General features: G+C 61.6%; 14 protein-coding genes. 4 read left to right on the forward strand and 10 right to left on the reverse strand.

Annotation, left to right across the window (positions count from 1 at the left end):
• Nucleotides 1-28: 28 nt before the first annotated feature.
• From OS914_RS12505 to OS914_RS12535, 7 genes are all read right to left on the reverse strand, one after another.
• Nucleotides 29-1,414 carry a fibronectin type III domain-containing protein gene (locus OS914_RS12505; RefSeq protein ID WP_267546393.1) on the reverse strand — a complete coding sequence of 462 codons (1,386 nt, stop codon included), beginning with the start codon at nt 1,412-1,414 and terminating at the stop codon, nt 29-31.
• 30 nt (nt 1,415-1,444) lie between these two features.
• Entirely contained in the window at nt 1,445-2,224 is a 780-nt protein-coding gene (locus OS914_RS12510) for a hypothetical protein (protein WP_267546394.1), read from the reverse strand.
• Nucleotides 2,225-2,259: 35 nt separating this feature from the next.
• The gene (locus OS914_RS12515; RefSeq protein WP_267546395.1) at nt 2,260-9,243 is read right to left on the reverse strand and encodes a PKD domain-containing protein; all 6,984 of its coding nucleotides are present in this window, start codon (nt 9,241-9,243) and stop codon (nt 2,260-2,262) included.
• 363 nt (nt 9,244-9,606) lie between these two features.
• On the reverse strand, nt 9,607-10,497 hold the full coding sequence (locus OS914_RS12520) for a sulfotransferase family protein (protein ID WP_267546396.1): 891 nt from the start codon (nt 10,495-10,497) through the stop codon (nt 9,607-9,609).
• A complete protein-coding gene (locus tag OS914_RS12525) occupies nt 10,490-11,698 on the reverse strand; it encodes a phosphotransferase (protein WP_267546397.1) in 1,209 nt (402 codons plus the stop codon). The genes OS914_RS12520 and OS914_RS12525 overlap by 8 nt, the downstream gene beginning before the upstream one ends.
• A gap of 78 nt (nt 11,699-11,776) precedes the next feature.
• A complete protein-coding gene (locus OS914_RS12530; protein ID WP_267546398.1) occupies nt 11,777-13,333 on the reverse strand; it encodes a carbohydrate binding domain-containing protein in 1,557 nt (518 codons plus the stop codon).
• Nucleotides 13,334-13,582: 249 nt separating this feature from the next.
• The gene (locus tag OS914_RS12535) at nt 13,583-14,935 is read right to left on the reverse strand and encodes a Gfo/Idh/MocA family oxidoreductase (RefSeq protein ID WP_267546399.1); all 1,353 of its coding nucleotides are present in this window, start codon (nt 14,933-14,935) and stop codon (nt 13,583-13,585) included.
• A 403-nt stretch (nt 14,936-15,338) separates the two neighbouring features.
• On the opposite strand from OS914_RS12535, the gene OS914_RS12540 reads away from it, so the two are divergent.
• From OS914_RS12540 to OS914_RS12555, 4 genes are all read left to right on the forward strand, one after another.
• On the forward strand, nt 15,339-17,594 hold the full coding sequence (locus tag OS914_RS12540; RefSeq protein WP_267546400.1) for a GumC domain-containing protein: 2,256 nt from the start codon (nt 15,339-15,341) through the stop codon (nt 17,592-17,594).
• Nucleotides 17,595-17,745: 151 nt separating this feature from the next.
• A complete protein-coding gene (locus OS914_RS12545; RefSeq protein WP_267546401.1) occupies nt 17,746-19,311 on the forward strand; it encodes a hypothetical protein in 1,566 nt (521 codons plus the stop codon).
• Nucleotides 19,301-20,869 carry a lipopolysaccharide biosynthesis protein gene (locus tag OS914_RS12550; RefSeq protein ID WP_267546402.1) on the forward strand — a complete coding sequence of 523 codons (1,569 nt, stop codon included), beginning with the start codon at nt 19,301-19,303 and terminating at the stop codon, nt 20,867-20,869. The genes OS914_RS12545 and OS914_RS12550 overlap by 11 nt, the downstream gene beginning before the upstream one ends.
• A 1-nt stretch (nt 20,870) precedes the next feature.
• Nucleotides 20,871-21,953, forward strand: a complete 1,083-nt coding sequence (locus OS914_RS12555) for a CDP-glycerol glycerophosphotransferase family protein (protein ID WP_267546403.1) — start codon at nt 20,871-20,873, stop codon at nt 21,951-21,953.
• A 68-nt stretch (nt 21,954-22,021) separates the two neighbouring features.
• Here OS914_RS12555 and OS914_RS12560 read toward each other — a convergent pair whose 3' ends face one another.
• From OS914_RS12560 to OS914_RS12570, 3 genes are read right to left on the reverse strand one after another with little or no spacing between them, the layout of a single operon-like run.
• Entirely contained in the window at nt 22,022-22,930 is a 909-nt protein-coding gene (locus tag OS914_RS12560) for a glycosyltransferase family 2 protein (RefSeq protein ID WP_267546404.1), read from the reverse strand.
• A complete protein-coding gene (locus OS914_RS12565) occupies nt 22,927-24,192 on the reverse strand; it encodes a glycosyltransferase (RefSeq protein WP_267546405.1) in 1,266 nt (421 codons plus the stop codon). Before OS914_RS12565 ends, OS914_RS12560 begins: the two co-directional genes overlap by 4 nt.
• On the reverse strand, nt 24,189-24,695 hold the full coding sequence (locus tag OS914_RS12570) for a glycosyltransferase family protein (RefSeq protein ID WP_267546406.1): 507 nt from the start codon (nt 24,693-24,695) through the stop codon (nt 24,189-24,191). Before OS914_RS12570 ends, OS914_RS12565 begins: the two co-directional genes overlap by 4 nt.
• Nucleotides 24,696-24,728 lie beyond the last annotated feature (33 nt).

Raw genomic sequence — 24,728 nt, forward strand, 5'->3', positions numbered from 1 at the left:
ACGACTCCGGCTCCTGGCCTCGCCTGCCCTATTTTCCAGGTACTGCAGGCAAATCCAGGTTCAGTGAATACATCACGTCACCTGGCGTGCAGGCGTCAGCGTTGGGGTTTCTTCCGAAGACGGGCCCGCAGATGTACTGGAGCGTCATTGTGTTACCGCTGACGGTTCCCAGTAAATGCGAAGGGTGCGAGGAATGGAACAGCGATCCGGCTGTCTCGTAGGCCTTCGCGGATGCAGGGAATTTCACTTCCTCCACTCCCCCTCCGCCGTCCATGAGGTAGGTGACCCCGTTCCGCGGCGCCATCACTTCCGCACCGTGCAGATGGTGGCCGATGTACAGCCGCAGCTTCGAGTACTTGCCGTGGAGGGTATCCATTGCCTTGTTCAGTTCTGCACGCAGCGGAAGCTCGGCGGTAATACTGCTCACGACCGGCCGATGGGCCACAATGACGATCATGCGGATATTCGGATCATCCTGCGCAGCATGCATGATCGGGTCACTGCCAGCTTCGGCATCGACCACAGACTTGGGCTCGCCCCCTTCAGGCCAGAGGAAAAAGCGGATGCCGCCGGCGTCAAACCAGCCCCAGTCATTTCCCTGGCACGAGTTCCCGGTGCCGGGGGCCACCGCCGGGCATCCCGGGTGGGTGAGGCGGGTTGCCGTGTCGCTGCTCAGCACCTGTGCATTGGGCATAGTCAGCCGGCCTTTGTAGTTGGCCAACCTGTCCGGCGGTGTCCCCTTGGGAGCCGGCGGACTGGTTGTCCCACCGTACTCATGATTTCCCCAGGCAAATTCCATCGCGGCGGTAGTGGAGAGGGGTTTGATGTCCTGGAAGAACTGGTGAACCGAACCCACTCCGCATTTATTCGCATAACTGATATCACCTCCGTGCGTGACGAAATCCGGATGCTCGTCAGCTATTTGCTGCCAATGGTCGGCCAACCACGGGGTGGCACATTCGGGTCCAGCGGCGGGGTCCTTAAAGGTTGTGCCGGTATCACCGATGTCAGCCCAGGTGAAGTCCCCCGTGGGAGCTGTTTTAAAGGTGTGGTCCGCGCCCTGACCGATCTTGTAGTGGTAAAGCGTGCCGGCGGTGAGTGAGTCAAGTTTGACTTCCCAGAAGGGTCCGGTGATATCAACGGGCGTGATAGCCGGTGGAGACGCCGTGGCTGAACTGCCGTATGAAGAGTCGGTTCCATAGGAAATCGTAGTATCGGGCCCCCGCCAGTGGACATACATGGAACTTGCCTGGTCGCCGAAATTCACCACAATTTCATCGTCGGTATCCGTGGCCGCGGCGGACGGTCGCACCACGCTGACCGCCACCATGATCACGGCGATCAGCATGGCGATCGACACAAACAACAAGAGCTTTCGAGAGAGTTTTATCCGAGGGAGCTTAAGAGCAAACATGAGACCTGCTTCTTTGTACTGATTATGATCCTACTGATGGCACAGGAGCGAAGCTCCCGTCGCCTGCAGAGTATCCATGCCCGACTGCGAGGCCTTCGCCGCGTCGGCAGCAGCCCCCGATTCAAAGGCCGCATAAGAGGTGCTCCACTGCCGACGGACCACGCTGATATTTTCAACCACGGGCTGGTAGGCATCGTCCGTCGCTGCCAGGATTTCGACGCTTCCGGACAGTTCATCCAAGCCCATGAGAAGCATCTCCAACCCCGACGGACCGGATTTCAGCCCAGCCTGCTGATAGGCGGCCAAAGTGTTCTTGAGCTCTACACAGCTGCTGACCGACCGTGCAGGCAGGACCTGGACGTCGGTGCCGGCCGGTGCAGCGGTCGGGTCAGCCGGATCAGCCGAGGCGGCCGGATCAGCCGAAGCGGCCGGGTCAGCCGAAGCGGCCTGGTCAGCCGAAGCGGCCGGATCAACCGGAGCGGCCGGATCAGCCAAGGCGGCCTGGTCAGCCGAAGCGGCCGGGTCAGCCGGAGCGGCCGGATCAGCTGAGGGAGCTGGATCAGCCGAAGCAGCCGGATCAGCCGAGGGATCGGCCACACCGCTGCCCGTGCCCGTTGCCTCAGGCGCGGGCACGGATGACGAAGCGGTTACCCCTGCTGTTGCCTGTGCGGCTGAGCTTGAGCCACCGGCTTTTGCGAGCCGGTCTTCTGTCCCGGCCCTGCTCCCTGCCCACACTGCCGCTCCGATCACCATAGCGATGACGATAGCAATGGCCGGAATCAAGTACTGACGTTTCACCTGTCGTTTCATGACGGCTCTCCCATTTGATGTTTCATGACCCACCCCTACGATCCGGGGCGGAGGACGACGGACCAGATAGCGGCCTTTGCAGACGCCGTTCGGGTCGTGCCAGTGATCCCGCCGGCCGTTCCGGCAGCCAGTGGGCCACTATCGCCCACGGCCGAAGTGATCTGGCCGGAGCCGGCGCCTCCCGTCGTGGACCGGAGGACCACGCCATCGGCAACCGCCCAGCTATCGTCGACGTTGCCCTTATTCGCCCAGTAGGAAACCAAGATGCTTCCCTCCGTGGCCACCGGCACCTGAGGTGTCCGATGTGCTGTCCCCAGAGTGGTATCGATCGAGGAGGCGGACGCGGCAATCCAGTCCGGCCCTGTCACCCCCTGATAGGCAACCAGGTGCAGCGACGACTTCACGATCATGCCCATCGGCACCGTAACCTGCTTGCCCGCATCTGCGGTTTGGGCGACCTTGGACCACATTACGGTCCGGATGGTCCCGCCGGACTTCGAATCGATCAACTGCCAGCCGGTCACCCCCGATGGCGCACCGACCATCGCCTCCGCAACGTTCGCCGTTGCGACCAGCAGCAGACCGTCACCAGCACGCACAGCCGCAGGGATCGTGAGACCTACAGACGCGCCGTTGACGTTGGTCTGTGCGGCGGCCCGGAAGGACACCTGTGCGGCAACGGGCGCCGGGACCGTCACCGTTTTAGACACTGTTCCCTTCCCGCCCTGGTTATCGGTCACCGTCAGCGTCACCGAGTAGGTTCCCGCTTCACTGTAGGTGTGCGAGGGGGTTGCACCGGTGGCCGTGCCGCCGTCGTTGAAAGTCCAGTCGAAGGAGGCGATGGTGCCGTCAGTGTCAGCGGAGGCTGAACCATCAACCTTCACGGTCAAGCCCGACACCGTGGCTGTGAACGATGCGGTCGGGAGCAGGTTCACCGGCGCCGTGGCAACGGTGACCTGAACTGTCACAGCGCCCGTGGCACCCTTGTTGTCGGTCACCGTCAGCGTCACCGGGTATGTCCCCGGGCTTGTGTAGGTGTGCGAGGCTGCGGCACCCGTTGCCTTCCCTCCGTCGCCAAACGTCCAAGCGAAGGAATCCACCGTGCCGTCCGAATCCGAGGAAGCGGATCCATCTACTGCAACGGTCAGGTCGGTCACCTTGGGCGTAAACGACGCCACCGGCGGAGCATTGCCCGCCGGAGCCGATCCGGCGCTGAGGACAATAGACCAGAGCGCGGATTTAGCGGACGCGGTCAAAGCCGTTCCGGTGAGCTGCCCGGCCGATCCCACCGGCAGCGGGCCGCTGTCTCCCATGGCGGACGTGATCCGGCCGTTACCGCTGCCGGTGGTGGTGGACCGGATGGTCACCCCGTTGCCGACGGTCCAGCCATCATCGGCATTGGACTTATCCGCCCAGTAGGAAACCAGAGTGCTGCCCGCCGTTGTCACCGGCACCTGCGGGGTCACATGTGCGGTACCCAGCGTCGTATCAATGGCAGAGGCGGAGGCGGCGATCCACTTCGGGCCTGCCACTCCCTGATAAGCCGCAAGCTGCAGCGATGTCTTGGCAACCATCCCCAGTGGCACCGTCACCGTCTTGCCGGCATCCCCGGCCTGGGCAAGCTTTGACCACATCAGGGTCTGGATGGACGCGCCCGCCTTCGAATCGACCAACTGCCAGCCGGTCACACCCGATGGCGCGCCCACTGTGGCCTCGGCCGCGTTCACCGTTGCGATCAACAGCAGACCATCGCCGGGCTGCACACCAGCAGGAACAGTGAGGGCCGGAGCGGCGCTGCTAGCGTTCGACTGTGCGGCGGCCCGAAAGGACACCGCTGCCGCAGCCGGCGGGGCGGATACGGTTACCGGCTGCGACACTGTTCCCGTGCCGCCGGCATTGTCTTTCACGGTAAGGGTCACCGTGTAATCCCCGGTTGCCGCGTACGCGTGTGACGCCGTACTACCGGTGGCGGAGGCACCATCACCAAATGCCCATGTGTACGATGCAATGCTGCCGTCGGGATCAGCGGAGGCCGACCCGTCTACTTTTACCGTCAGACCGGACACCGTAGAGGAGAACGACGCCACCGGCAACTGGTTGGCCGGAGCCGCCGCAACGGTGACCTTCGCCGTCGTCGTACCTGTGGCACCCCGGTTATCGGTCACCGTCAGCGTCACCGTATACGTCCCTGCCGCCGTGTAGCTGTGCGCGGGTGTCATCCCAGTTCCCGTCCCGCCATCCCCGAAGGTCCAGGCATAGGACTCCACAGTTCCGTCGGGGTCGGTGGAGCCGGATCCATCCAGCAGAATGTCGAGATTGGTCACGGTGGACGTGAAGGCAGCGGTCGGGGGCGTATTGACCACTGGCGCGGTCACACTCACCGGATGGCTTACGGCCGCCGTGGCAGCCTTGTCATCCATCACGGTCAGTGTCACATCGTAGTTACCCGTTGTCGTATAACTGTGCGTCGCGGTCGCCCCGGTCGCCGTGCCGCCATCGCCAAAGGTCCAGGCGTAGGAAATGACGGATCCGTCCGCGTCCGAGGAGGACGCCCCGTCCACCTGCACCTGGAGACCGTTCACGCTGGAGGTAAACGCAGCCACCGGCGGCACATTCACTGGCGCCGCCGCAACACTGACCTGCCGGGCCAAGACGGCCGTGGCTCCCTTGTCATCCGTTACGGTGAGCGTGACGCTGTAACTGCCGGGGGTCGTGTAAGTGTGCTCCGCGGCGGCACCTGTGGCGGTGCCCCCGTCACCGAAGGTCCAGCCGTAGGAGGCAACCACACCGTCAGAGTCCGATGAACCGGACCCGTCAACCCGTACCCGCAGATTGTCCACCACCGAGGTAAAGGCGGCCACCGGCGGGGCATTGACCACCGGCAACTTTACCGTCACCGGCTTCGTCACCGTGCCCGTCGCTCCCCTGTCGTCCGTGACCGTCAGCGTTACGGTGTAGTCCCCGGCAGCTGCGTAGCTATGCTTCGCCGTGGCTCCGGCCGCAGTTCCGCCGTCCCCAAAGTTCCAGGCGTAGGAGGTAATGGTGCCATCGGAGTCCGCTGATCCGGTCGCGTCCACGTTCACGTCAAGGCCGGAAACTGCTGCGGTGAAGGCGGCCACCGGCGGCACATTCCCGGCTGCCGCAGCGGAGCCAAGTTGGAAGTGCTGCGCAACGGTATCGGCGCTGAGTGCATATCCGTACACAGCTGCCTCGTCAATGGTGCCGGCAAAGTAGGGGCTGCTTGTCCCACCCCACGTGGTGTCCGCGCCAACCCGCCAGTATCCGGTGTAGTTCTCGCCGTTCGTCTCGGCCCGTTGGCCCACTAAAGCACCGTCAACATACAAGGACATACCGGCCGAGTCCTGGCTGGCGACAACGTGGTGCCAGGCCCCGTTGTTGTAGGCCGTCCCGGTGGCAATGGTCGCCGTGTAGCCCGGATACGTGCCAAAGAGGAGGGTGCCGTCATTTTTCATGTAGACCATCCGGTCGTGCTGGCCGGACAGACCCGTCGCCTCATGACCGAAGCCGATCAGCGTACCGCCGGACTGGCTGGTGGTCTTGAACCACGCCTCGGTACTGAATGCCCCGGGGGAGGGAAAGCTTGTGCTGCTGGAAATGAAGCCGCTGGAGCCATCGAAGGTAACGGCCGTATCCTGCGTCGTTTGGACAGCCCCGGTGGCACCAAGTGTGCTGGTGCCCCTGTAGTTGCCCGTGTTCCCCAGACCACTGGCATCGGCAGCTACCGTGCCCGTGCTCTCACCGAGGCGCCAAAAGATATCCGGTACGTCGGCAAAAACGCGTTTGCCATAATCGTCCGTCGGTGCCTGTCCCGACGCCGGGACGCCGGTCCGGACTGTCTGCACCGATGAGGCAGCCAGGCCGCGGCTGTTGGTCACGGTCAGCCGGACCGAATATGTTCCCTTGGCTGCGTAAGTATGCGACGCAGTGGCACCGGTGGCGGTTGACCCGTCTCCGAACTGCCAGTTGTAGGAGCTAATGGTGCCGTTGGCCCCGCTGGATGCCGTGCCGTCGACCGTGACGTCGAGGTTGCTGACCGTGGGGGTGAACTTTGCCACCGGCAGCTGGTCAGCGGGTGGAACGGCCGATCCGAGCTGGTAGTGGCGCGCAACCGCCGTCGGGCTCAGAGCGTAACCGTAGACGGCGGCTTCGTCGAGCGTGCCATTGAAGTATGCGCTGCTCGCGCCGGGCCAGGAGGAATCCCCGCCGACGCGCCAGTACCCGGTGTAGTTCTGCGCCCCCGCCTCCGTGTTCTGGCCGGTCACTGCGCCGTCGACATACAGCCGCATGCCGGCAGCGCCCTGGCTGGCCACGACGTGGTGCCATTTACCGTCGTTGTAGGCCAGTGGCGTGTCCACCGTCGCCACGTACCCCGGGTAGGCTCCGAAGGTCAGCGTCCCGTTATCCTTCATGTAGATTTTCCGGTCGTGGTTGCCGGATTGTCCGGTCTGTGCGTTGCCGAAGGAGATCAGGCTGCCGCCGCGCTGGGTGGTGGTTTTGAACCAGATCTCGGTGCTGTATGGTCCGGGATTGGCAAAGGTGGATTGGCTGGAGACGAGCCCATTGGAGCCGCCGAAGGACGTTGCGGTATCTGCCAGTGCGGGCAGTGCACCGGGCTGTCCCTTCGTGAGGCCACCGCTGTAGTTACCCGGGTTGCCGGAGGGCCCGGAATCTGCCGCCGTGGTACCGGTGGTTTCGCCCAGCCGCCAGAACAGATCCGGCTGGGCGTTGAAAACATCCGTACCGTAGGCATCCGCCGGAACCGTCGGTCCGGTCGCGGCAGTGGCCTCGGCTACCCGCACCACATGGCTGGAGACCGCGGTCGCGTTGGCGCTGTTGCGGACCGTGAGCTTGACCGTGTAGGTCCCGAAGTTGGCGTAAGCGTGTGCCGCGGTTCGTCCGGTAGCGGTCGTGCCATCGCCAAAGTCCCAGGCGTAAGACGATATCGACCCGGTCGACGTGGTGGAGGCTGTGCCGTCAACGGTCAGGTTCTTACCGGAAAGCGTGGAACTGAAGACAGAGGCCGGGCTCTGCGCCGGCGGCGTCGTCGGCTTCGTTGCGGCGAAGACAAAAGCGTCACGGCCCTGCCAGCTGAGTCCGTCAATGGACGGCCCCGAAACCAGGACATTTGACCCTTCCGCGGGCAGAGCGGTTATGGCGTTCCAGTCCCACCTGGTCAGCGCGCCGGACTTGTCACCGACATAAAGCTTGCTCCCGTCCAGCAGCAGCGACCGGGCATTGCGCCAGTTCAGGCCGGCCATGTTGCCGGTGGCTACAAACCGTTCGGCGCCGACGATGTTGATCTGCGTCCCGAAATACCGGTAAAAGAGCCGGCTGTCGTTGTCCAGCGAGTAGTAGATTCGCGAGGTCACCGGGTCGTAGAACAGACCGGTCATATGTGTCAGTTCGCCGGGGAAGTCGGTCAGGCCCCGGAGGTCGATGACAGTCGACGCTCCGAGCGTGGCGCCATCGAACTTCTGGACCTGGAACGTTCCATCCTTGCGGCCGCTATAGAGGTTGCCGTCGATCATGAACAGGCCGGTCGTGGTACTCCAGTCCTGGCCCGTGGCGATTGCACTTGAGGACCCGACGGCATTGCCGTTGAAGGCCCTTTTGATCAGGGAGGTGGCGGGCAGGGCCGCCCCGCTGTCATCCGTGGAGGTGCCGGCCATGTAGACATCCGATGGCAGGGTGCCGGAATAGTCAGCAGGCAGAGGGGTTCCGCCCTTGATCGGCATGAAGGCCAGCCGGCCGTGGTACTGATACCCGGAAATTCTGTCGGTGTCGCTGCCGATCCACAATCCGGCATCCGTTGCCCAGAAATCGTACACGCCGTAGCCACGGGTTCGACCCGGATCCCAAGCGAGGGGCATGCCATTGCGCGGATCAACTGCGGCCAGACCCGGGCGCGGGATGGCGCCGGGGCCCACTGCATCGGCGGCAAAGGGATTGTTCAGCCACCGCTCGTGGCCACCGATGTAGATCGCGGTGTCAGTGACGGCAACGCGGGTAATGGTGTCGCCACCGGTGTAGTCCACCCAGGTGGGCTGCAGCTGGTCTCCGGTGGCAGCAATCTCCCAACGCGCTATTCCGTCGCACAGAGACCCTGCCCGGTAGGAGCCGGTGGTACCGATCACGAAGTACTTGCCGTCGCGGGAGATGGAGACATCGCGCATATAGCTGTCAAAGATTGGATTACAGATCGGTGCATAGCGGTCGGTGGACCAGTTAGCCAAGGTGGTGGGCGAGGTGGTTAGATCCATCATGAAAACCTGCGGCCGGGACTGACCGTTGATCGTGTCAAAATTTCCGATTCCCACCATCCGCGTGCCATCCGGTGTGATATCGGCCCGATACAGGTTCAAGGTCCCTTCCGCACCGGCGCCGGCAGTGCCGCCGCCGGTCCTGGCGCCACTGGCTGTCAGCTGGACGCCAGGAATCAGTGCCCCCGTCACGGGGTTCAGTGCCGCGAGCAATGCCTGGGGCTTCCCCGCAACATTGAGAAAGCGCCCCGTCACGTACAGCCGGTCACCGCGGACGAGCACCTGATTAATGCGGCCGTCGAAGGCGGGCGGCGAAAATGACCTGTCCAAGGCGCCGGTGAACACGTTGAGCTTGGCAATGCCGCGCGCCGTCACCCCGTTAACGCTGGAGAATGAGCCGACAATCCATACGGTGCTTCCATCCCCGGTAGCCTGGACGCCCATAATTTCGCCGTTGACCACCGGATTTAGTGCGGTGATATCACCGGCCGGATTGGTAAAGGCGAAGATGTTCTGCCGTGCGATCGTTGTGGTGTCCGCCTGGGTACGGACGCTGGTGAAGTTTCCCACGGAAACCATCAGGTTCCCGACCTGGGCAAAACCCGAAACGTACCCATCCAGGACGTGCGGGGTCCACCGCACCGGGTTGTCGCTGACGACGACGGATTGCTGCCCGGGCTGTACGGCGGAGGCCGGAGCCTGGGCAAAGGGCGCAACCGTCATAAATGTTGAGGCCATGGCTACTGCCACCAGTGACCATAGCCAGCGAATACCTGCAGTGCGCAACGTCCCCGGGTGCCCCGACGGGGAAGCGTTTTGTTCGTTTTGAGACCGACGCACGTTCTCCTACTTTCCGTAAATGGTGCACACCGTACGTTCCGGGGCGGTTGGCAAATAATTCCAACCGCGCCGGCAGCCACAGGTGTCAGCTAATTACGAGAAGTATTTATGGGTCCGAATACTTTGAACACACGTAGTTTCAGCAGGTTTCAAGTAGCGGCGAAGCGAGTAGCGCCCGCGGAATTTGACCGCTACGCCGCGCATGGCAACGCAGCTCTCGGCCCACGGAGGAGCCCGGAGCGACCCATAGACAGGGGCGGGTTATCGGCGCCAGGACAGGCTGATGCCCGCTGCTTCTTCCAGTTCCCGGTCGTAGCTGTCAAAGTAGCGGGTGAGCCGCTCCCGCAGCCGAGGTTCCATGGCCTCACGTGGCTGGGCGTTCCACGCCAACACTTTCTCCGGCTGCCAGAGAGGCAATCCCAGCCACTTCTGGATCGCTTCAAACTCCCGGTGTGGGTCAGCGAAGAACCTGTCGGCGTCGACCAGATGCAGGCGGTCTTTGCCCACGGCTGTGTGAATCCTGGCCACTTGCTCCGAATAGCGGCTGCGGCCCAGGTAGGCGTGGTGCCGGTGGGCGTAACTTTGATAGCCGGGGTCGTTGCGCATTTTTTCCACCTCGTCGGCCAACCGTTCCGGCTCCAGTTCCACCGCCCGCTCGAACGACTCCGATTCGAATCCGCGGTTCAGCTCATGGCGATGCGCCGAGTAAGCCCGGTCCACCGGCTCCCGCAGCATCATCAGCAGTTTCACCCCGGGGAGGTCCTCGGTAAGCCGTTGGATCGCCAGCGGATGATGGGAATAGTAGCCGCTGCTTTCAAAGGTGATGCGCGAAGCCCCGGATGTTCGGCGGCCAACCGACTGAGCGAGAGGAAAGTGTCCACGGTACCAGCGCGGACCCCGGTCATAGTTCAGGTCAAAATAGCCAATGCCTTTGGAGGCCGTAGGCCGGGTCACCGAAGGATGCTCGGAGAGCATGCGGTAAAGAGTGGTGGTGCCGCTTCGCTGCGCGCCAACGATAATGAAAGACGGCAGCATGCGCAGTCCCGAGGTAACCGTCCCGGTAGCCTCCATGGCTGCCCGGGCCGCCCTCATGGTGCCGGGCGGTAATTTCCCGTTGGCAAAGCGCGACAACTCACGAAGACCTTTAGACACGAACTGCCCTTTCCCACTGCATCGTGAGCCGGGCAAGCGTACTGAGCATCAGCCGGCTCTTCTGATCAATGCTCTCTCCCCCTGGCCCTTGGGCGCCGAGGAGGTACCGGAGGGAAATTGAGGCAACGTAGGCGGCGACGACGACGCCATCCTCGGAGCCTTTGTCCGCCAGTGCCGGAGCACCCTTTTCCAGCCCGTCGAGGACGGTCTGCATAGTCGTTCCGGCCGTCCGCAGGTGCCTATTCAAAGCGTAGTGCACCCGGTCCATACCGGCGGGCACTCCTACTTCGAACCGTTCCCAGTCCCAGAGCTGGAGCCTGTGGCTGCGTTGGGCCATGTTCCACGGGCTGAAATCCCCGTGCCAGGCTCCAACGTCAAGGAGCCGGTCCGGGAACTGGGACTCAACACGGTCCAGGCAGTTCCCGTATAGGGTCCGGATTTCCTCGTCCTGCAGCAGCAGACAATCCGCTCGTAACGCCGTCCACATGGGTGTTTGCGCCAAGGTGGCCGGCGGCTGTCGGAAGGCCGCGGCAAGTTCGTCCATTGCCCTGCGGCGAAGCCGAGCCAGTCCCGGCCCGCGGGCTACGAGGCGGGTGTCCAGCGCGGACATGACCAGGACCGCCATACCATTCCACTGGCTCATGTTGATCAGGGACGGAAGTTCGATGCTGGAGAATTGTTGGGTCCCCAAGACCCTCAGGGACTCCGCTTCCCGCATCACGTGACCACGCGCCGTGGCGGAGTCTCCAACTTTGACGAACGCGAGGCTGCGGCCCTTGGCATCGAAAACCTGAAGCACAGGCTTACGGTTGGCCCGGGCCGGCCCAACACTCAAGCTGACACTTACGCTTTGGGAGAATACGGCTTCGAGATGCGACATCAGGCTTGCGGTACCGGACGAGTCCAGCTGTATCCGGTCACGCAGCAGCAGCCCAGCCGCTCCAACCTGCAAGCCCAGCGCCAGGCCCCAACGCTGTAGCGTCTCACGCAGCGAGATCGCTGCGCTGTAACGGCGCATCGAGGCAGCCGCCGCGTGCGCATTTCCGGCCGGAATTAAGATACGCGGCGCGGCGGCGTTGGGAACGACGAGGAAACCCTTGGAAACGCCACGCTCTCCTTGGGCTCCCCGGCCGTGGCGGCTGACCTGTGCTTGTTCCGACGCGGGCCACAGGTCCCGCAAGGTCTCGAGCAGAGGCTGCATCGGCGTGCCTGACGGATCCATGCGTCCCCCGCTCTGACCGCGAATTTACGGTCGTTGATTTAGTGCCGGTAACTAGCGTTACTTACCCGTTTTGGCCTTCTTCAAGATATCAGCGAACTGGCTGACCTTTCCGGGGTCTGTAATTGGCCATGAAGCACCGTTTGAGTTCAGCGCCGTATTGAAATAGGTGAACGCCACGCCGCCAAATCTAGCCATGTCCGAATATGAACGCGCCAACCACTGCGGATCCTGGAGCGCCGCGGCGTCGGTTTCACCCGTTTCCGCAATCCCCCAGGCAGTGTTGTGCTTGTCGGCGAAGGCCTGCATCTGCGGGTAAAACTCGGTGGCAAAGTTGTCCATCTTAGTGTTCGTCTTGCCGTTTTTGACGGTGCCATACCAGTTGTAGGGATCCAGTCCCACCAGATCGACCAATCCATCACCGGGCCACAATGCATCCAAGGAGAACTGGGGATCGCCGTAGAACTGGTGCCATCCCGTCACTATCATGGTGAACGCCACGTTCCTGCTGCCGCTGTGGACGATGGGGGCAAGCCGTTGCTGCATCTTGACCCAGTCGGCTATGTTGCCGTCACCCTCCGGTTCATGATGGAAGGCGATCCATACCGGTCCATTAAGCCTGCTCAGCTTCGCCGTCAGATCAGCCGTCCAGGCATCACCCTTGCCCGCAGCCATATCACTCCAGCTGTAGGGAAGCTTAAAGCTGATCCAGGGAAGCCGTCCGGCTGCAATGTCTGCCGCGGCCGTGGCGACAGCCTTGTCGACCTTGCTGCCGTTCCAGTAGGTCCTGCGGATCTGCAGCGTGCCACCAATGCTTTTTTCGAAGGCCGCAGGATCCGTATTTCCGCCTACGGCCGCCCCGACAAGAGTGCCGCACGACGGAATGCCAATCACTGACGTCAGACAGCCGGATGGGTTCGGGGCGGCGACGACAGGCGGGGCAGGATGACCAAGCGTGGGGCTTTCCTCTGCGGGCTGCACCCCGGGAACTTCCGTCATTGAAATGTCATCAATGAGCAATTTAGCAGTGGTCGGTACGTCCCACCCAAGAACATTCAGATCCAGCGTTGCCCCGGCCTCGGCAGTGGTCATGCTCAAGGTGACCTGCTGCCAAGCATCGGTGCCTGCCTGGAACGTGCTCGCATGCGTTGTGGTGACGGAATTTTTAGTTTCGCGCACGCGCAATTGTCCAGCGATCTGCGTGTCAACCGCCTTAACCCACGCGCTGACCAAGTAACTAGTGGACGCGGCCGCGTTGGTTACAGTGTTAACGTCATCATTTGCCACAACCACTCCAGGAGCGGTGGTTCCCAGCTCCAGGGCCTTGCCGTAATGGCCGCCGGTCACGGACTTGAGTTGCTGAACAGCCGGATTATTGGTGTGCCACCCGGTGGTCCCGGCCTCGAAGTCACCGTTGCGGGTCAGCTCGGGTGCGGCGGGACTCGGCTCCGCGGCGAAAGCTGCTGGACTCACGTTAGTGGCTGCGCCGATGAGCGCCAGCGTCAACCCCACAACGCCCGCGCTGTGCCGCAGCGTTGGTCTCCTGGTAAAGGCACCGGAGCCGATTTTCGCACTTGGCGAAATATGGGGAGCATCTTCTTTGGATATTACAGACATAAGACCCCTTGGCCACATCGGGCCGGGACGGTGGCGAATTGTGAGACCCGCTGTCGCCGTACTGGAAATTCTCGGGCACTCAGAGAGTACCCGCAACCAGCCCAAGTTGTCACATTTTGGTAACGGCAGGGCGCCGGCGGGCCGCGCTGACCGCCGCTGCCGGCCCGTTACCGACCGAAACAGGCCAGCTGACGCGAAAGATAAAATCACAATGCTCCCCAGCTAATGAAAGGATTCCCTACGCCTGCCTTAAACCTTTTGCAAACGAAACTCCTCAATTATCCCGGAAATAAAGACAGAATCGACTGCCCGCATCTTATATGTTGATAGCCGTTTGTTCTGCATCATGGACACAAACTCGGCAATCGCATAACGCAGGCCGTCCCCGGCAAAAGGAAAATTGTAGTGCTGATTTTGACTCGGATCTTCGAACCGGATGTAGATATCTGTCGTGTTCCACCAGGGTGCCGGTACGTAAATGCTGCCGCGGGTCCCGGTAATCGTCAAATGACCCTCACTCTTGACGCCCAGGCCCACAGTGACCGATGAAATAGCATGCTCGAATCGCAGATTGATCCGGCTGAACTCGTCGACTCCACCGTCCGGTGCCATATAGGTATCGATGGTGGATTTCTGCGGAACCGCATCGAGTATTTTCGAGACGGCCAGCAAAGGAGTACTCGCGAGTTCGGTGACACTACCGCCGAACGGTGACGTCAACTCGCGGGCGGGGCTTTCGGTCAACCGAGTGTACGTGGCGTCCACACACTTAACGGTACCGATAACGCCGCTGCGGGTGAGCGCAACCAGCCGAATAAAGCCCGGGCAGAACGCCGTGGGGATAGCTTCCAGCAGGACTTTCCCTCGCTGAGCAGCCAACTCATACAAGTACGCCGTTTCCCTCTTATTGAGGGTCATCGGTTTTTCCGAGAGGACGTGGACGCCGCTTTCGAGCGCCTGCTTGACTTGGTCGAAGTGGAATTCATGCGGACTCGCAATGTACACCGCGTCAACGTTCGTCAGAAAGGCCTGATAATCCGAAAAATGCCGGTACACCCCGCCATTTTCGAGACGATCCCGCGCCGTCAAAGGATTCGGATCAAAGACTGATTCACATTCCAAACCGCTGACCTTTAGCGCTTCCGGGATGAAGCGGCTCGTCGCTTTCCCATTCCCCACCACGCCAAGCCGGGCGATGCCGAGAGTCTCAGCACGTAATTGTGTGCTCGAAACCCCTGCCGTACGTTCCAGGTAAACCACTTTACAAAAATCATTTAAGTAATCAAACTTGCCCAGCCAGTCAGACCCAATGGCGAAAATCTCGGCCGAGTGCTGCTGAATGTCATTAATCTTTTGACCCTGATAGTCCTCGATGATTATCTCATCCGCAAGGCCCGTTGCCCGGACATTTTCAATCCTAGTCATGACATTATCGCGTACATTCAGCTTGCCGCGGGTCTCATCGTACTGGTCGGTGGTCACTCCGACAATCAGGTAGTCGCCCAATTCCCTGGCCCGCTCCAACAGCTTTATATGGCCTGCATGCAACAAATCAAAGGTACCGTACGTAATAACCTTTATTTGCGCGTCACCGAGACTCATTTAAGTTCTTCCCCCTTGTGCAGCTGCTCATTGGACTGCTTTTCGCGATGGCAGGAGACCGGCAGAAGTTGAACTTTCCGGCAACGGTACCAAAAGGAACCTCTCACTGACCTGCAGCACTGTGCTCCCCGGAACAGCCCATTGAATTATTAGAAGAAGTATCGTCGGGTCCGGATGGTGTGGAAACAGGTAATTTCCCGGCTACCTGCCGAACTTAAACCCGCTACCTACTGACCTAAAACAGGTACTTTTACCCCTATCAAGCCCCGAATCCCGCGCTTATAGTGAGTCTCACTCCCCCCTTCAGCGGCGGAGTTTATTACCGGATCTCACTGACGACATGATCGCCTGCTCAGAGCGCACATGATCACTCGTCAAAATCGGCTGGATGGGGAACACGAGCATGTCCGTAATGCAGCTGCAGCCACGCCACACCAAAGGCCCCGTTCCCGGCCCTGACCCGGTGCTGCGGCTCCCGTCACGTCGGAACGCCTGGCCGCTGATGGTGTTGCTCATCGGCTATCCGGTGTGGTGGCTCTTGGGTTTGAATAACCTGCTGCCGCTGGCATTAGCGGTGCCGATGCTTATTCAGCTGCTGCGGCAGGGCCCTATCCGGCTCCCGCGGGGCACCGGATGGTTGCTGCTCTTCCTTTTATGGGTCGTAGTCAGCGTTGTGGCGCTTTGGGCCGATGCGCCCGGGGCAGTACCAGGAGGCGGCCCTGAACGCCTGCTTGTCTTTGGCTACCGGCTAGGTTGGTACGCCGCCTGCACCATCGTCTTTTTATGGGTTGCGAACGCCAGGGAAGACAACGTTTCGACTCTTCGGGTGACCCGGTTGCTGGGCTGGATGTTTGTGGTTACCGTGGCCGGCGGCCTCCTCGGAGTCCTGGCCCCCAAATTCGAAGTCACCTCTTTGGTCGAGACGCTGCTCCCCCGATCGCTCAGTTCAAACCCATTCCTTCAGTCGTTGATCCATCCCGCCGCCGCCAACCTAACGACTTTCCTCGGCCGGGAGGAATACAGGCCCATCGCGCCGTTTGATTTTGCCAATTCGTGGGGCAGCAACCTCTCCATGTTACTGCCGTTTTTCCTCCTTACCTGGTTTGGCAAACGCGCCGGCTGGCGCGTGCCGCTGGCCCCTGTCATTCTGGCCGCTTCGGCCATACCGATCGTTTACTCGATGAACCGCGGATTGTGGATCTCCCTGGGTGCCGGTGCCGTGGTGCTTTTGGTATACCTCGTCATCAAAGGCCGGGCACGGTCGCTGCTGGTCGTCGTTGCTGCTGTGGTGATAGCTGCCGCTTTGTTCTCCGGCAGTCCGCTCGCCACGCTCTCCAGCGACACGCTGGACAGCGCACACAGTGACGACCGCCGGGCAACGCTGCTGACCCAGACCGTGGCGAGCACCATAGAGGGATCACCGATCATTGGGTTCGGCAGCACCCGCAACCTCCAGGGCAGCTTCGCATCGATTGCCGGTGGTTCCACGCCCGACTGCCCGGCGTGCGCAGTGCCGCCGTTGGGTACGCAGGGGCAGTTGTGGCTGGTCATCTTTTCGCAGGGCCTGGTTGGTGCCGGCTTCTTCCTGATGTTCTTTCTCTCCCGGATCCGGGCACACTGGCGCGCCCGAACTCCCCTGGAGCTGGCCGGCGCCACGATCCTGCTGTTCTTTATGATCCAGATGTTCATTTACGACACTCTGGGTTTGCCTCTTTTCACCATCATGATCACGTTAGGGCTGGTCTGGCGGGAAAGGTCCCGAACGGCGGGGGTTACTGACACCTCGCGGAGTTTGGGCGATTTCGCGGCCACAGGCAGGCGGTATATGCCCGTGCTGCTGGTGTGTAGCCTGGTCGGCGGCATAGCAGGGCTGGCGCTGACACGTGCGCAGCCGACAGCCTATTCCTCGGCCGTAACGCTGCTGCTGGCTCCGTCCCCGATGTATCTGTCGGCAGATGGCACAGAGGACACGAAAACGGGTCAGGTCACCATTGACACGGAAGCTGCTTTGGTACAGTCGCGCCGGACCGTCGAGATGGTTGACAGCTCTTTAGGTTTACAGGATCCGGATGCCTTGCGTTCCCGGATCAGCGTCTCGGCGGCACCCAATACGCTTGTCCTGACGCTGAACTACTCCGACGAGTCGGCAGCCCGCTCGCTCAGCGGCGCAAAGGCCCTGGCAGAGGCCTATCTGAGCGTTCGCAGCGATGGCCTGTCGCAGCGGCGGGACCAGGTGCTGCGGGCTCTGCAGGACCAGCTGTCACGGCTACAGGCCACCAGCGACACGACTACCACCCCCATAACGGCGAACAGCCAAATCAGGTTTGCCTACATTTCCGCAGTGGCAGAGCGTCTTCACTCGGCCATCGATAACCTAACGATGTCATCGACCACGGCCGGCGAAGTGATCCGGCCGGCCAGCGTCAGCAAAGTCCGCGGCCAACCGGAGGTGTACATTGCCTCCTCGGCGCTGATCGGATTCCTGGCTGCTGTAGCGCTGGCTCTCGCCGTTGACTTTATCCGTACGCATTCCCACGTTGCCCCCGGAGGACGGCGTCGTTGGCCGTTGCGGCTGGTGCGTGGCAGCCGCCGATCGTCCAGCTTTGCCGACCGTGCTCTGCGAAGAACGGGAACGAGGCCCTTCGGACCCAGCCAATAGCCGTGCTGGCATGACTTCATCCAGTACGGCAGCCGAACAGCAGCAAATTTCCATGACGAACAAACGAACCGGAGAACTTTCCATGTCCCACTTTGTCTCGGAGCCTCAGCCTCCAACGGTTAGCCCTGATAGAAAACCCCAAACCCGCACGATGCTCTTTCGGGCAGCGGCGGCACGCTCCTGGCCGATCCTGATAGCGTTGACTCTGCTCGGGGGCCTGGCCGGAGCAGCTGTCGGAGGCACAGTTTCCGAGACGCGCCCGGCAACGGCGGTCATATTGTTGAATCCGTTGGAGGGCAATCCGTTCTATCCTGGGACTCGTGGCGAGCTGTTGGTCAATCTCTTTTCGGAAGCTCAGGTCCTGCGCTCCAACCTAGTCGCCAAAACGCTGCCGGATGCGTCCGCGACAGGAGCAAGCGCCGAACAAATCCTCGCCGACCTGTCCGTCTCCGTTCCGCCCAATACACAGATCCTGCAAGTGAGCTATGGCAGCTCTGACCCGGCCGTAGCGCTCGGGCGTGCGCAGGGATTTGCCGATGCATACCTTGCTTACCGCAAGGCCCGGGCGGCGGCCTCGATCGCCAGCCGCGTCGCCGGGATAAAAACCGAGATCGCCACACACGAGGCGGATCTAACGCGCCTGACAGCCCAGGCCGCAGCGGCACCACAGGGCTCCGCGACGGCCGGGCTGCTGCTGACCCAGGTCCAGTCCGTCGCTACCCAGATCAACCAGCTCAATGCCCGGATGGGTGATATTGCCTCCACAGCACTGGATCCCGGTCAGATCATCACGCCAGCGAAACTGCAGGCGCCCAATGCCGTTGGGACAAACGGAATGCTGACCGGCGGGGGTGCCTTGCTGGGCTTCCTGCTTGGTCTTGGCGTTGCTTTCCTTCGCACCGGAGTCCGGTCCTCGTCCGTCCTACGGACCCGGTCTGAGATCGAGGCGTTCGGCATCCGGACCCTGGCTACGCAACCAAATACCTTCGAGGCCGCACACCGGACTTTTTCCGGCAGCGTCCCTGCGGACATCAACTCCAGCTTTTTGCCGTTCGGTGCGCAGATCCTGGACCTCACCCGGCATCACCGCAGCAAGTCGATCCTGATTACGGCATCCCGTACAGATGCAGAGCATCCCGTCTGCGTCGTTTCGATGGCTTCATCCCTGGCGGCATCCGGGATCAGGACCATAGTTGTCGATATGACCGGCAAGCTGGTCCTTCCCCAGGCAGCCGGGGGGCGGAGTCCGGGGCTCGCTGATGTGCTCAGGGATGGCCTACCGCTGGAAAGCGCGCTGGTATCTGTCGGACCGTCCCTGCAGGTCATCCGGGCAGCAGCCAGGACGGACAGTGTGTCAAGGGTCAATGCCGCACCCGGGCTGATGGAGCTGATCGGCTCACTTGCTGAACGGGCCGATGTCGTCCTGGTCGCTGCCGGTTCCATGCTCACTCCTGACACGCAGCTGCTGGCAAGTTCGATTAAGTCCGCGGTCATTGAAATCGAGTATGGCCGCAGCCGGATTTCAGACCTGCGCGCAGCGGTCCAGATCTGCCATGACCTCTCGGTTGATCTGCTCGGGGCCGTGGTGCTTCCGCCCCGGCACAAGGACAGCGTCCGCCCCGTGCCGCCGCGCAAAGATTCAGAGAATACTATTGCCGACGGCGGCGGCCTGGATCGGACCGCTCCGCTGATTTCGAGCGGATCGCATGGCGACTAATACGACGGACAACAGTGCCGACAGCGTCGACTCTCAACTGTCGCGCATTGCCCGCAGCGGATCCTTGAATGTGCTCGGGGCCATCATCGCCTCGATTTGTAACTTTGTGCTGATCGTCGTGGTAACCAAGAACTTCGATCAGTCCACGGCCGGGATGCTTTTCTCCGCTACCTCGGCATTTCTGATTTTGCTGGCCGCGGCGACGCTGGGTACCGAGGGCGGACTGGCACGCTTCATGCTCCGGTATGAGGCCACCGGCCGCACAGCAGATATCCCGGTCTGCCTTTCGGTCGCGCTGCGTCCAGTACTCCTGACGAGCGCGGGACTGGCCGTGGCGACGGTACTGCTGGCGGGATGGATCGCTCCGGCCATTGGGCTGAGCACTCCGGACGGTCATTTGGTGCTCATTGCCTTTGCCGTTTTGCTGCCCGTCGCAGCATGGGGCGACTTTGCCCTCGCCGGCGCACGCGCGTTCGGAACTGTCCGCAGCACCGTAATGTTGGACAAGCTCCTCCGTCCCGTGTTGCAACCTGTTGCCGTGTGGATTACGGCCATCGCCGGGGGCGGCATCGTTCTGTTGTCCGCCGGATGGGCCGTCCCCTACGCGGTGGCTGCGATAGCGTCGGTTCTGGTCTTCCGTCGGATGCTCCGACGCCGAGGGGTGCAAGCCCGGTCGGCAGTATGCACGGAGCGAGTCGTGATCCGCCGTGAATTTTGGGGCTTCACGTGGCCGCGTGGATTAGCCCGGATATGCCAGGCGTTGCTGCAACGGTCGGATATCATCCTGATTGCTGCCCTGCTCTCCGTTCAGGAAGCGGCCGTCTACACGGCGGCAACACGGTTCGTGGCGCTCGGCCAGTTCGGCGCCAACGCCATTGCGCAGGTACTGCAGCCTCGCTTCAGCCAACTACTTGCCCAAGGGCGCCACCAGGACGCCACTGACATCTTCCGAATCTCCACATCATGGTCCATGGCCGTGGCGTGGCCCATGTACATGATTACCGGAGCAGCCAGTACATATTATCTGCTGATATTTGGCGCCGGTTACTCCGCAGATGGGGCGGTCACCGTCGTCGTAATTATGAGCGTGGCGATGCTTCTCGCGGTTGCTGCCGGACCCCTGGATACCATGTTGCTGATGGCCGGCGGAAGCCGGACCAGCCTATGGATTTCCCTTACTTCCCTGGCAGCCGACATCGGGCTATGCCTGGCGTTGATACCCCTATGGGGCATCACCGGCGCCGCCGCGGCGTGGGCCGTCTCGATCATGTTAAAAAATGGACTTACGCTGGCCCGGGTTCATGCCCTCTTGGCCATGGATCCGTTCAGCAAGGGCTCGGCGTTGGTGGCGCTGGCCAACGTTGTCTGCTTTGGTCTTCCGCTTTTAACGCTGACACTGCTGAATCAGCAGCAGCTGTACCTTTACGCCGGCGTATTCCTGGCCGGCTGCCTGGTGTATGCAGCGCTGCTGTGGCTGTGGCGCGGCCCGCTCCGTCTGCGTGCCTTCCGATCCCTACTGGCGAAAAAGTCCGTTCCTAACCCGGCGAAAGGCTCCTGACATGAAGTCCCAGACTGTACTCTTCGAAAGCTGGCGTGGACGATACTCTGATAATCCGCGTGCCATTTCCGAGCTGCTCCAAAAGCTTCGCCCGGACCTGAATATCATCTGGGTCGCGGACCAGGCGGCCCGGCTGCCGGACGGTGTGGGGCGCGTCCGCAGGCATTCGCCGGAATATTTTGCCCGCCTCTTCGGGTGCGACTACCTGATCAGCAATGACATTGTCAGCAAGCACCTCGTCAAGGGGCCCAAGGTGACCTACCTGCAGACCTGGCACGGCACGCCCTTGAAAACAATCGGCTTTGATGAGGAACTACTGACCTACGCCGGCGCAGCCGCACATCAAAAGCGGATGGTCCGGGATATCAAAAAATGGGACTATCTGCTGTCGCCGGGCCCCTCGACGTCAGAGATCCTGCGGCGAGCCTTTCGGTACGATGGCGAGCTGCTGGAAAGCGGATATCCGCGCAATGACGTGCTGAAATCCCCGGACGCTTCGCTGATCCGCGCTCAGGTTCGCCAGCAACTGGGCCTTGCTCCCGACAGCAGGGTAGTTCTTTATGCACCGACCTGGCGCGATGATTCCATGGATGCCAAGGGTAATTTCACGGATCCACAGGCATTGGATTATGAGCTGTTGGCCAAGACAACACCGGCAGGAACAGTCATTCTCAACCGCATGCACAGCGTCGTGAAAACCGCGCCCACGACCGACATGGCCGGCTTCAGCATTGATGTGAGCAGCTATCCGGACATTGCCGAACTATATCTGGCCGCCGATGTCCTGGTTTCGGACTACTCCTCGACCGTCTTCGACTTTGCCGTCACCGGCAAGCCGATCGTTCTCTTCGCCTACGACCTTGCGCGGTATCGGGACGCCGTCCGCGGGCTCTATTACGATTATGAACAATGGGCCCCGGGTGTCATCGCGACCGATACAGAGTCACTCGGTGCTGCCTTGACGAACGTCGAGGAAGGACACCTCGCGCACCTTAAGCAGTACCGGGAGTTCGTCGATCGTTTTTGTCCCAACGACGACGGCCAGTCCTCCCGGCGGATCATCGAACGGGTCTTCACCCGCTAACCATCGGTGCAAGGACTAAGCCCCCGGCAAACCCAAGGCGCCGGGGGCTTCGTCGACCGTGGCGGGCCTCAGATGCCTCGACCTCTCCTGTGCAGCTGCGTCATGACGAGATCGGCAGATAGCAGGCCCGTCGCGACGGCGAGGGCCAGCGGTGTTCTTGGCTCAAAGGGATTACGGCGCATCGCTGACGCCGCCCAGCGAAACGCCACCTTGCGGTTCTTTCCGGCCGCGTGCGCGAAAGCAATCTGTCCCCGAAGCCTGGCCGAGCCGGCCGGTGACGATTCAAATTCCGGATATTTCGCCAACACCCACGACAGACCCTCGCTCATGGTCGCCCAGCGACGGAAAAAGTAGGATTGCCCTCCCCAGCGCACCACCGTGAGAGGTTCGCGAACGTGGGAAATGGCGTGGCTTCTGGAAGCCCTTAAGAGGAATTCGTAGTCCTCGCCGAATCCGCCCGGGACATTTTCGTCGACCAGACCGAACCCATGTAACAAGGCTGAGCGCCGCATCAGGAACGTGGAGGGATGGAGCTCCGTGTGCCGGTCCCTCAACAGTTCAGTGAAGGTCACCGTCTCCCGGTTCAGGGGACGCTCATGGGATTGGCCCGCATAGCGGACCGAAATTCCGCAGGTAACAAAAGCCAGCTCGGGATCGGCGTCAAGACGCCGCATCTGGGCCGCAAGTTTGCCCGGCTGCCAGTAATCGTCGTCGTCGCAAAACGCCACGAACTCACCGGTTCCGGCGTGAATACCACTGTTGCGGGCACCGGCCAATCCCGGACTGCGGGAATTGGAGATGACCCGCACGCTGCGGATGTTGGAGTCGAACACCAGCGAATCGTCGGGGACGGATCGGTCGTAGACCACCACCACTTCGATATCTCCACCGAAGGATTGGTTCAAAACAGAGTCGATGGCTTCGCGGAGCATGTCGGGCCGGTCCCTGGTGGCAATAACGACCGATACCTTCGTCATGATTCTCCCCTGTTCAGCATGAAATGTTGTGTCTTTGGCACTGACGTGGCCGTCCAGAGATCCGGAAGATTCATTTGGCCGCGCATATTCCCCGCGGTCGTTCCGCCCTTCATAAAGTCAGCATAAGCAACGCTGCCGCGCGGAACATGGCGCATCCGCGCCGCCTGTGCGTCGGCCAAAGAGTCGAGCCAGCCCCGGCCGCGGATCTTGTGGCTACCCGAGCCCATCCGGGGTCCGCGGTCCTTACCTGTCACGCAGAGCAGCCGCACATCGATTTCCCTGTTGTGGCTCAACGCAATTGCCAGCGCGGGATCCCGGTCAAAGCACACCAGCGCCCGGGCGCCGGAGATATTTCGCGCGGCTTCATAAATCGCCTGATAATAGTACGCGTGGTCTGCGAGTTGGCGCCGCATTGCCCTGGTCTGGAAAGGCAGCGAACTGAGAGCCGGATTTCCAGCCGATCTGATCGATTTCCGCAGATGCGCCAACTTGCCGATGTCCACCGTATCCCACCCACCGAACGCGGCTTTTCCGGTTTGAATCCAGAAATCACAGTTCGAAAAGGGCAGGCCGCAACTGCACGGGGAATCAGCACCGATACCGTGTTCCCACAGGGCATCTATCTCACCCAGAACTGTTACGCCGTCTGCGGAGCTGAGTGCGGATATCTGAGGTTCGATCGCCGACGCCCTGAGTCCGGAAATGTGTACGACGACTGGAGCACCCGGGGATGACCTTTCCGCAGTGCCCCGTGTTTTGGCGAGGAATTCCGGCAGCTGGCGCGCGGCGTCGTCGACCTCCGCGCTCCCCTGCGCGGCGCTGATCCGGGTCCCAACCTCGTCCTCGACAAGCGCCCGGACGCGGGTATTCAAGTCGCTGATCGAATCTACAGCGGTGACCAGCAATTTGTGGTCCGACCAGCGGGCGAAGCGCTGCTGGTGGTCGTCAACATGCTCTCCGAACTGCGGGTCCCGGGGAAGGACAAGTGGGAGGTGTCCTGCCGCCCTTGCCTCCGAAATTGATGCCGGACCGCCGTGCATGATCACAATGTCGCTCGTTCCCATCAGCCCGTCCAGCAGGCCCGGGGAAAAGAAGCTGCTCCCAGCAGCCACGGCAGGCGCAGCGCTGTGCCCGTATTGGACTGTCACCGTATCCTGCGGATTCGCGCCGGCCCAGCCATCGGCCCAATCAATCAGACGGGCGAACGGGTGGTGGTCAGTTCCGACCAGAACAATGATCGATGCCGCTGCGCGTGCGCTCACAATAGCCTCCCCACCAGGTGAGCGTCCCGGTACAGGCCCAGCTGGTCCGGCCACTGCACCAACATCAAATCTGTAAAAGGCCGGCACAATCTGCCGGTCAGGGTAGCGCTCTCCACCCGGTCATACACTTCGATATATACGGTCGTGATGGACATCAATTTCGCGAGCGCAAAGAATGGAAGTGCACTTCCCGCCCCGGTGGAGACGACAACTGTGGGGCGAAAACTGCGCACCAAGGAGTATGCCAGCTTCGCATTGCGAAGCAAATTGGGGATGTTCCGCGTCGTCGGCGAAAAGGCCCATGCCACATTTTCTTCGTCGCGCAACCCGTACTCGGCATCCGGAGTCCGGAACGTGGCCCAGGCCCTCGTGTGCTGAGACCACCACGGACGCAGTGCCAAAAGCTGAGCAAGATGTCCACCGCTTGAGCCGACCAAAAATATCCGCTCATCGGAGCTGGCGGTGACAAGACTTCGATCCGCATCTTCTGGGGGAATCTTCATTATTTCTCCTGAGTCCTGATTGCGTACGAGTGG

The organism is Arthrobacter endolithicus (assembly GCF_026627425.1).
Classification (GTDB): domain Bacteria; phylum Actinomycetota; class Actinomycetes; order Actinomycetales; family Micrococcaceae; genus Arthrobacter_M.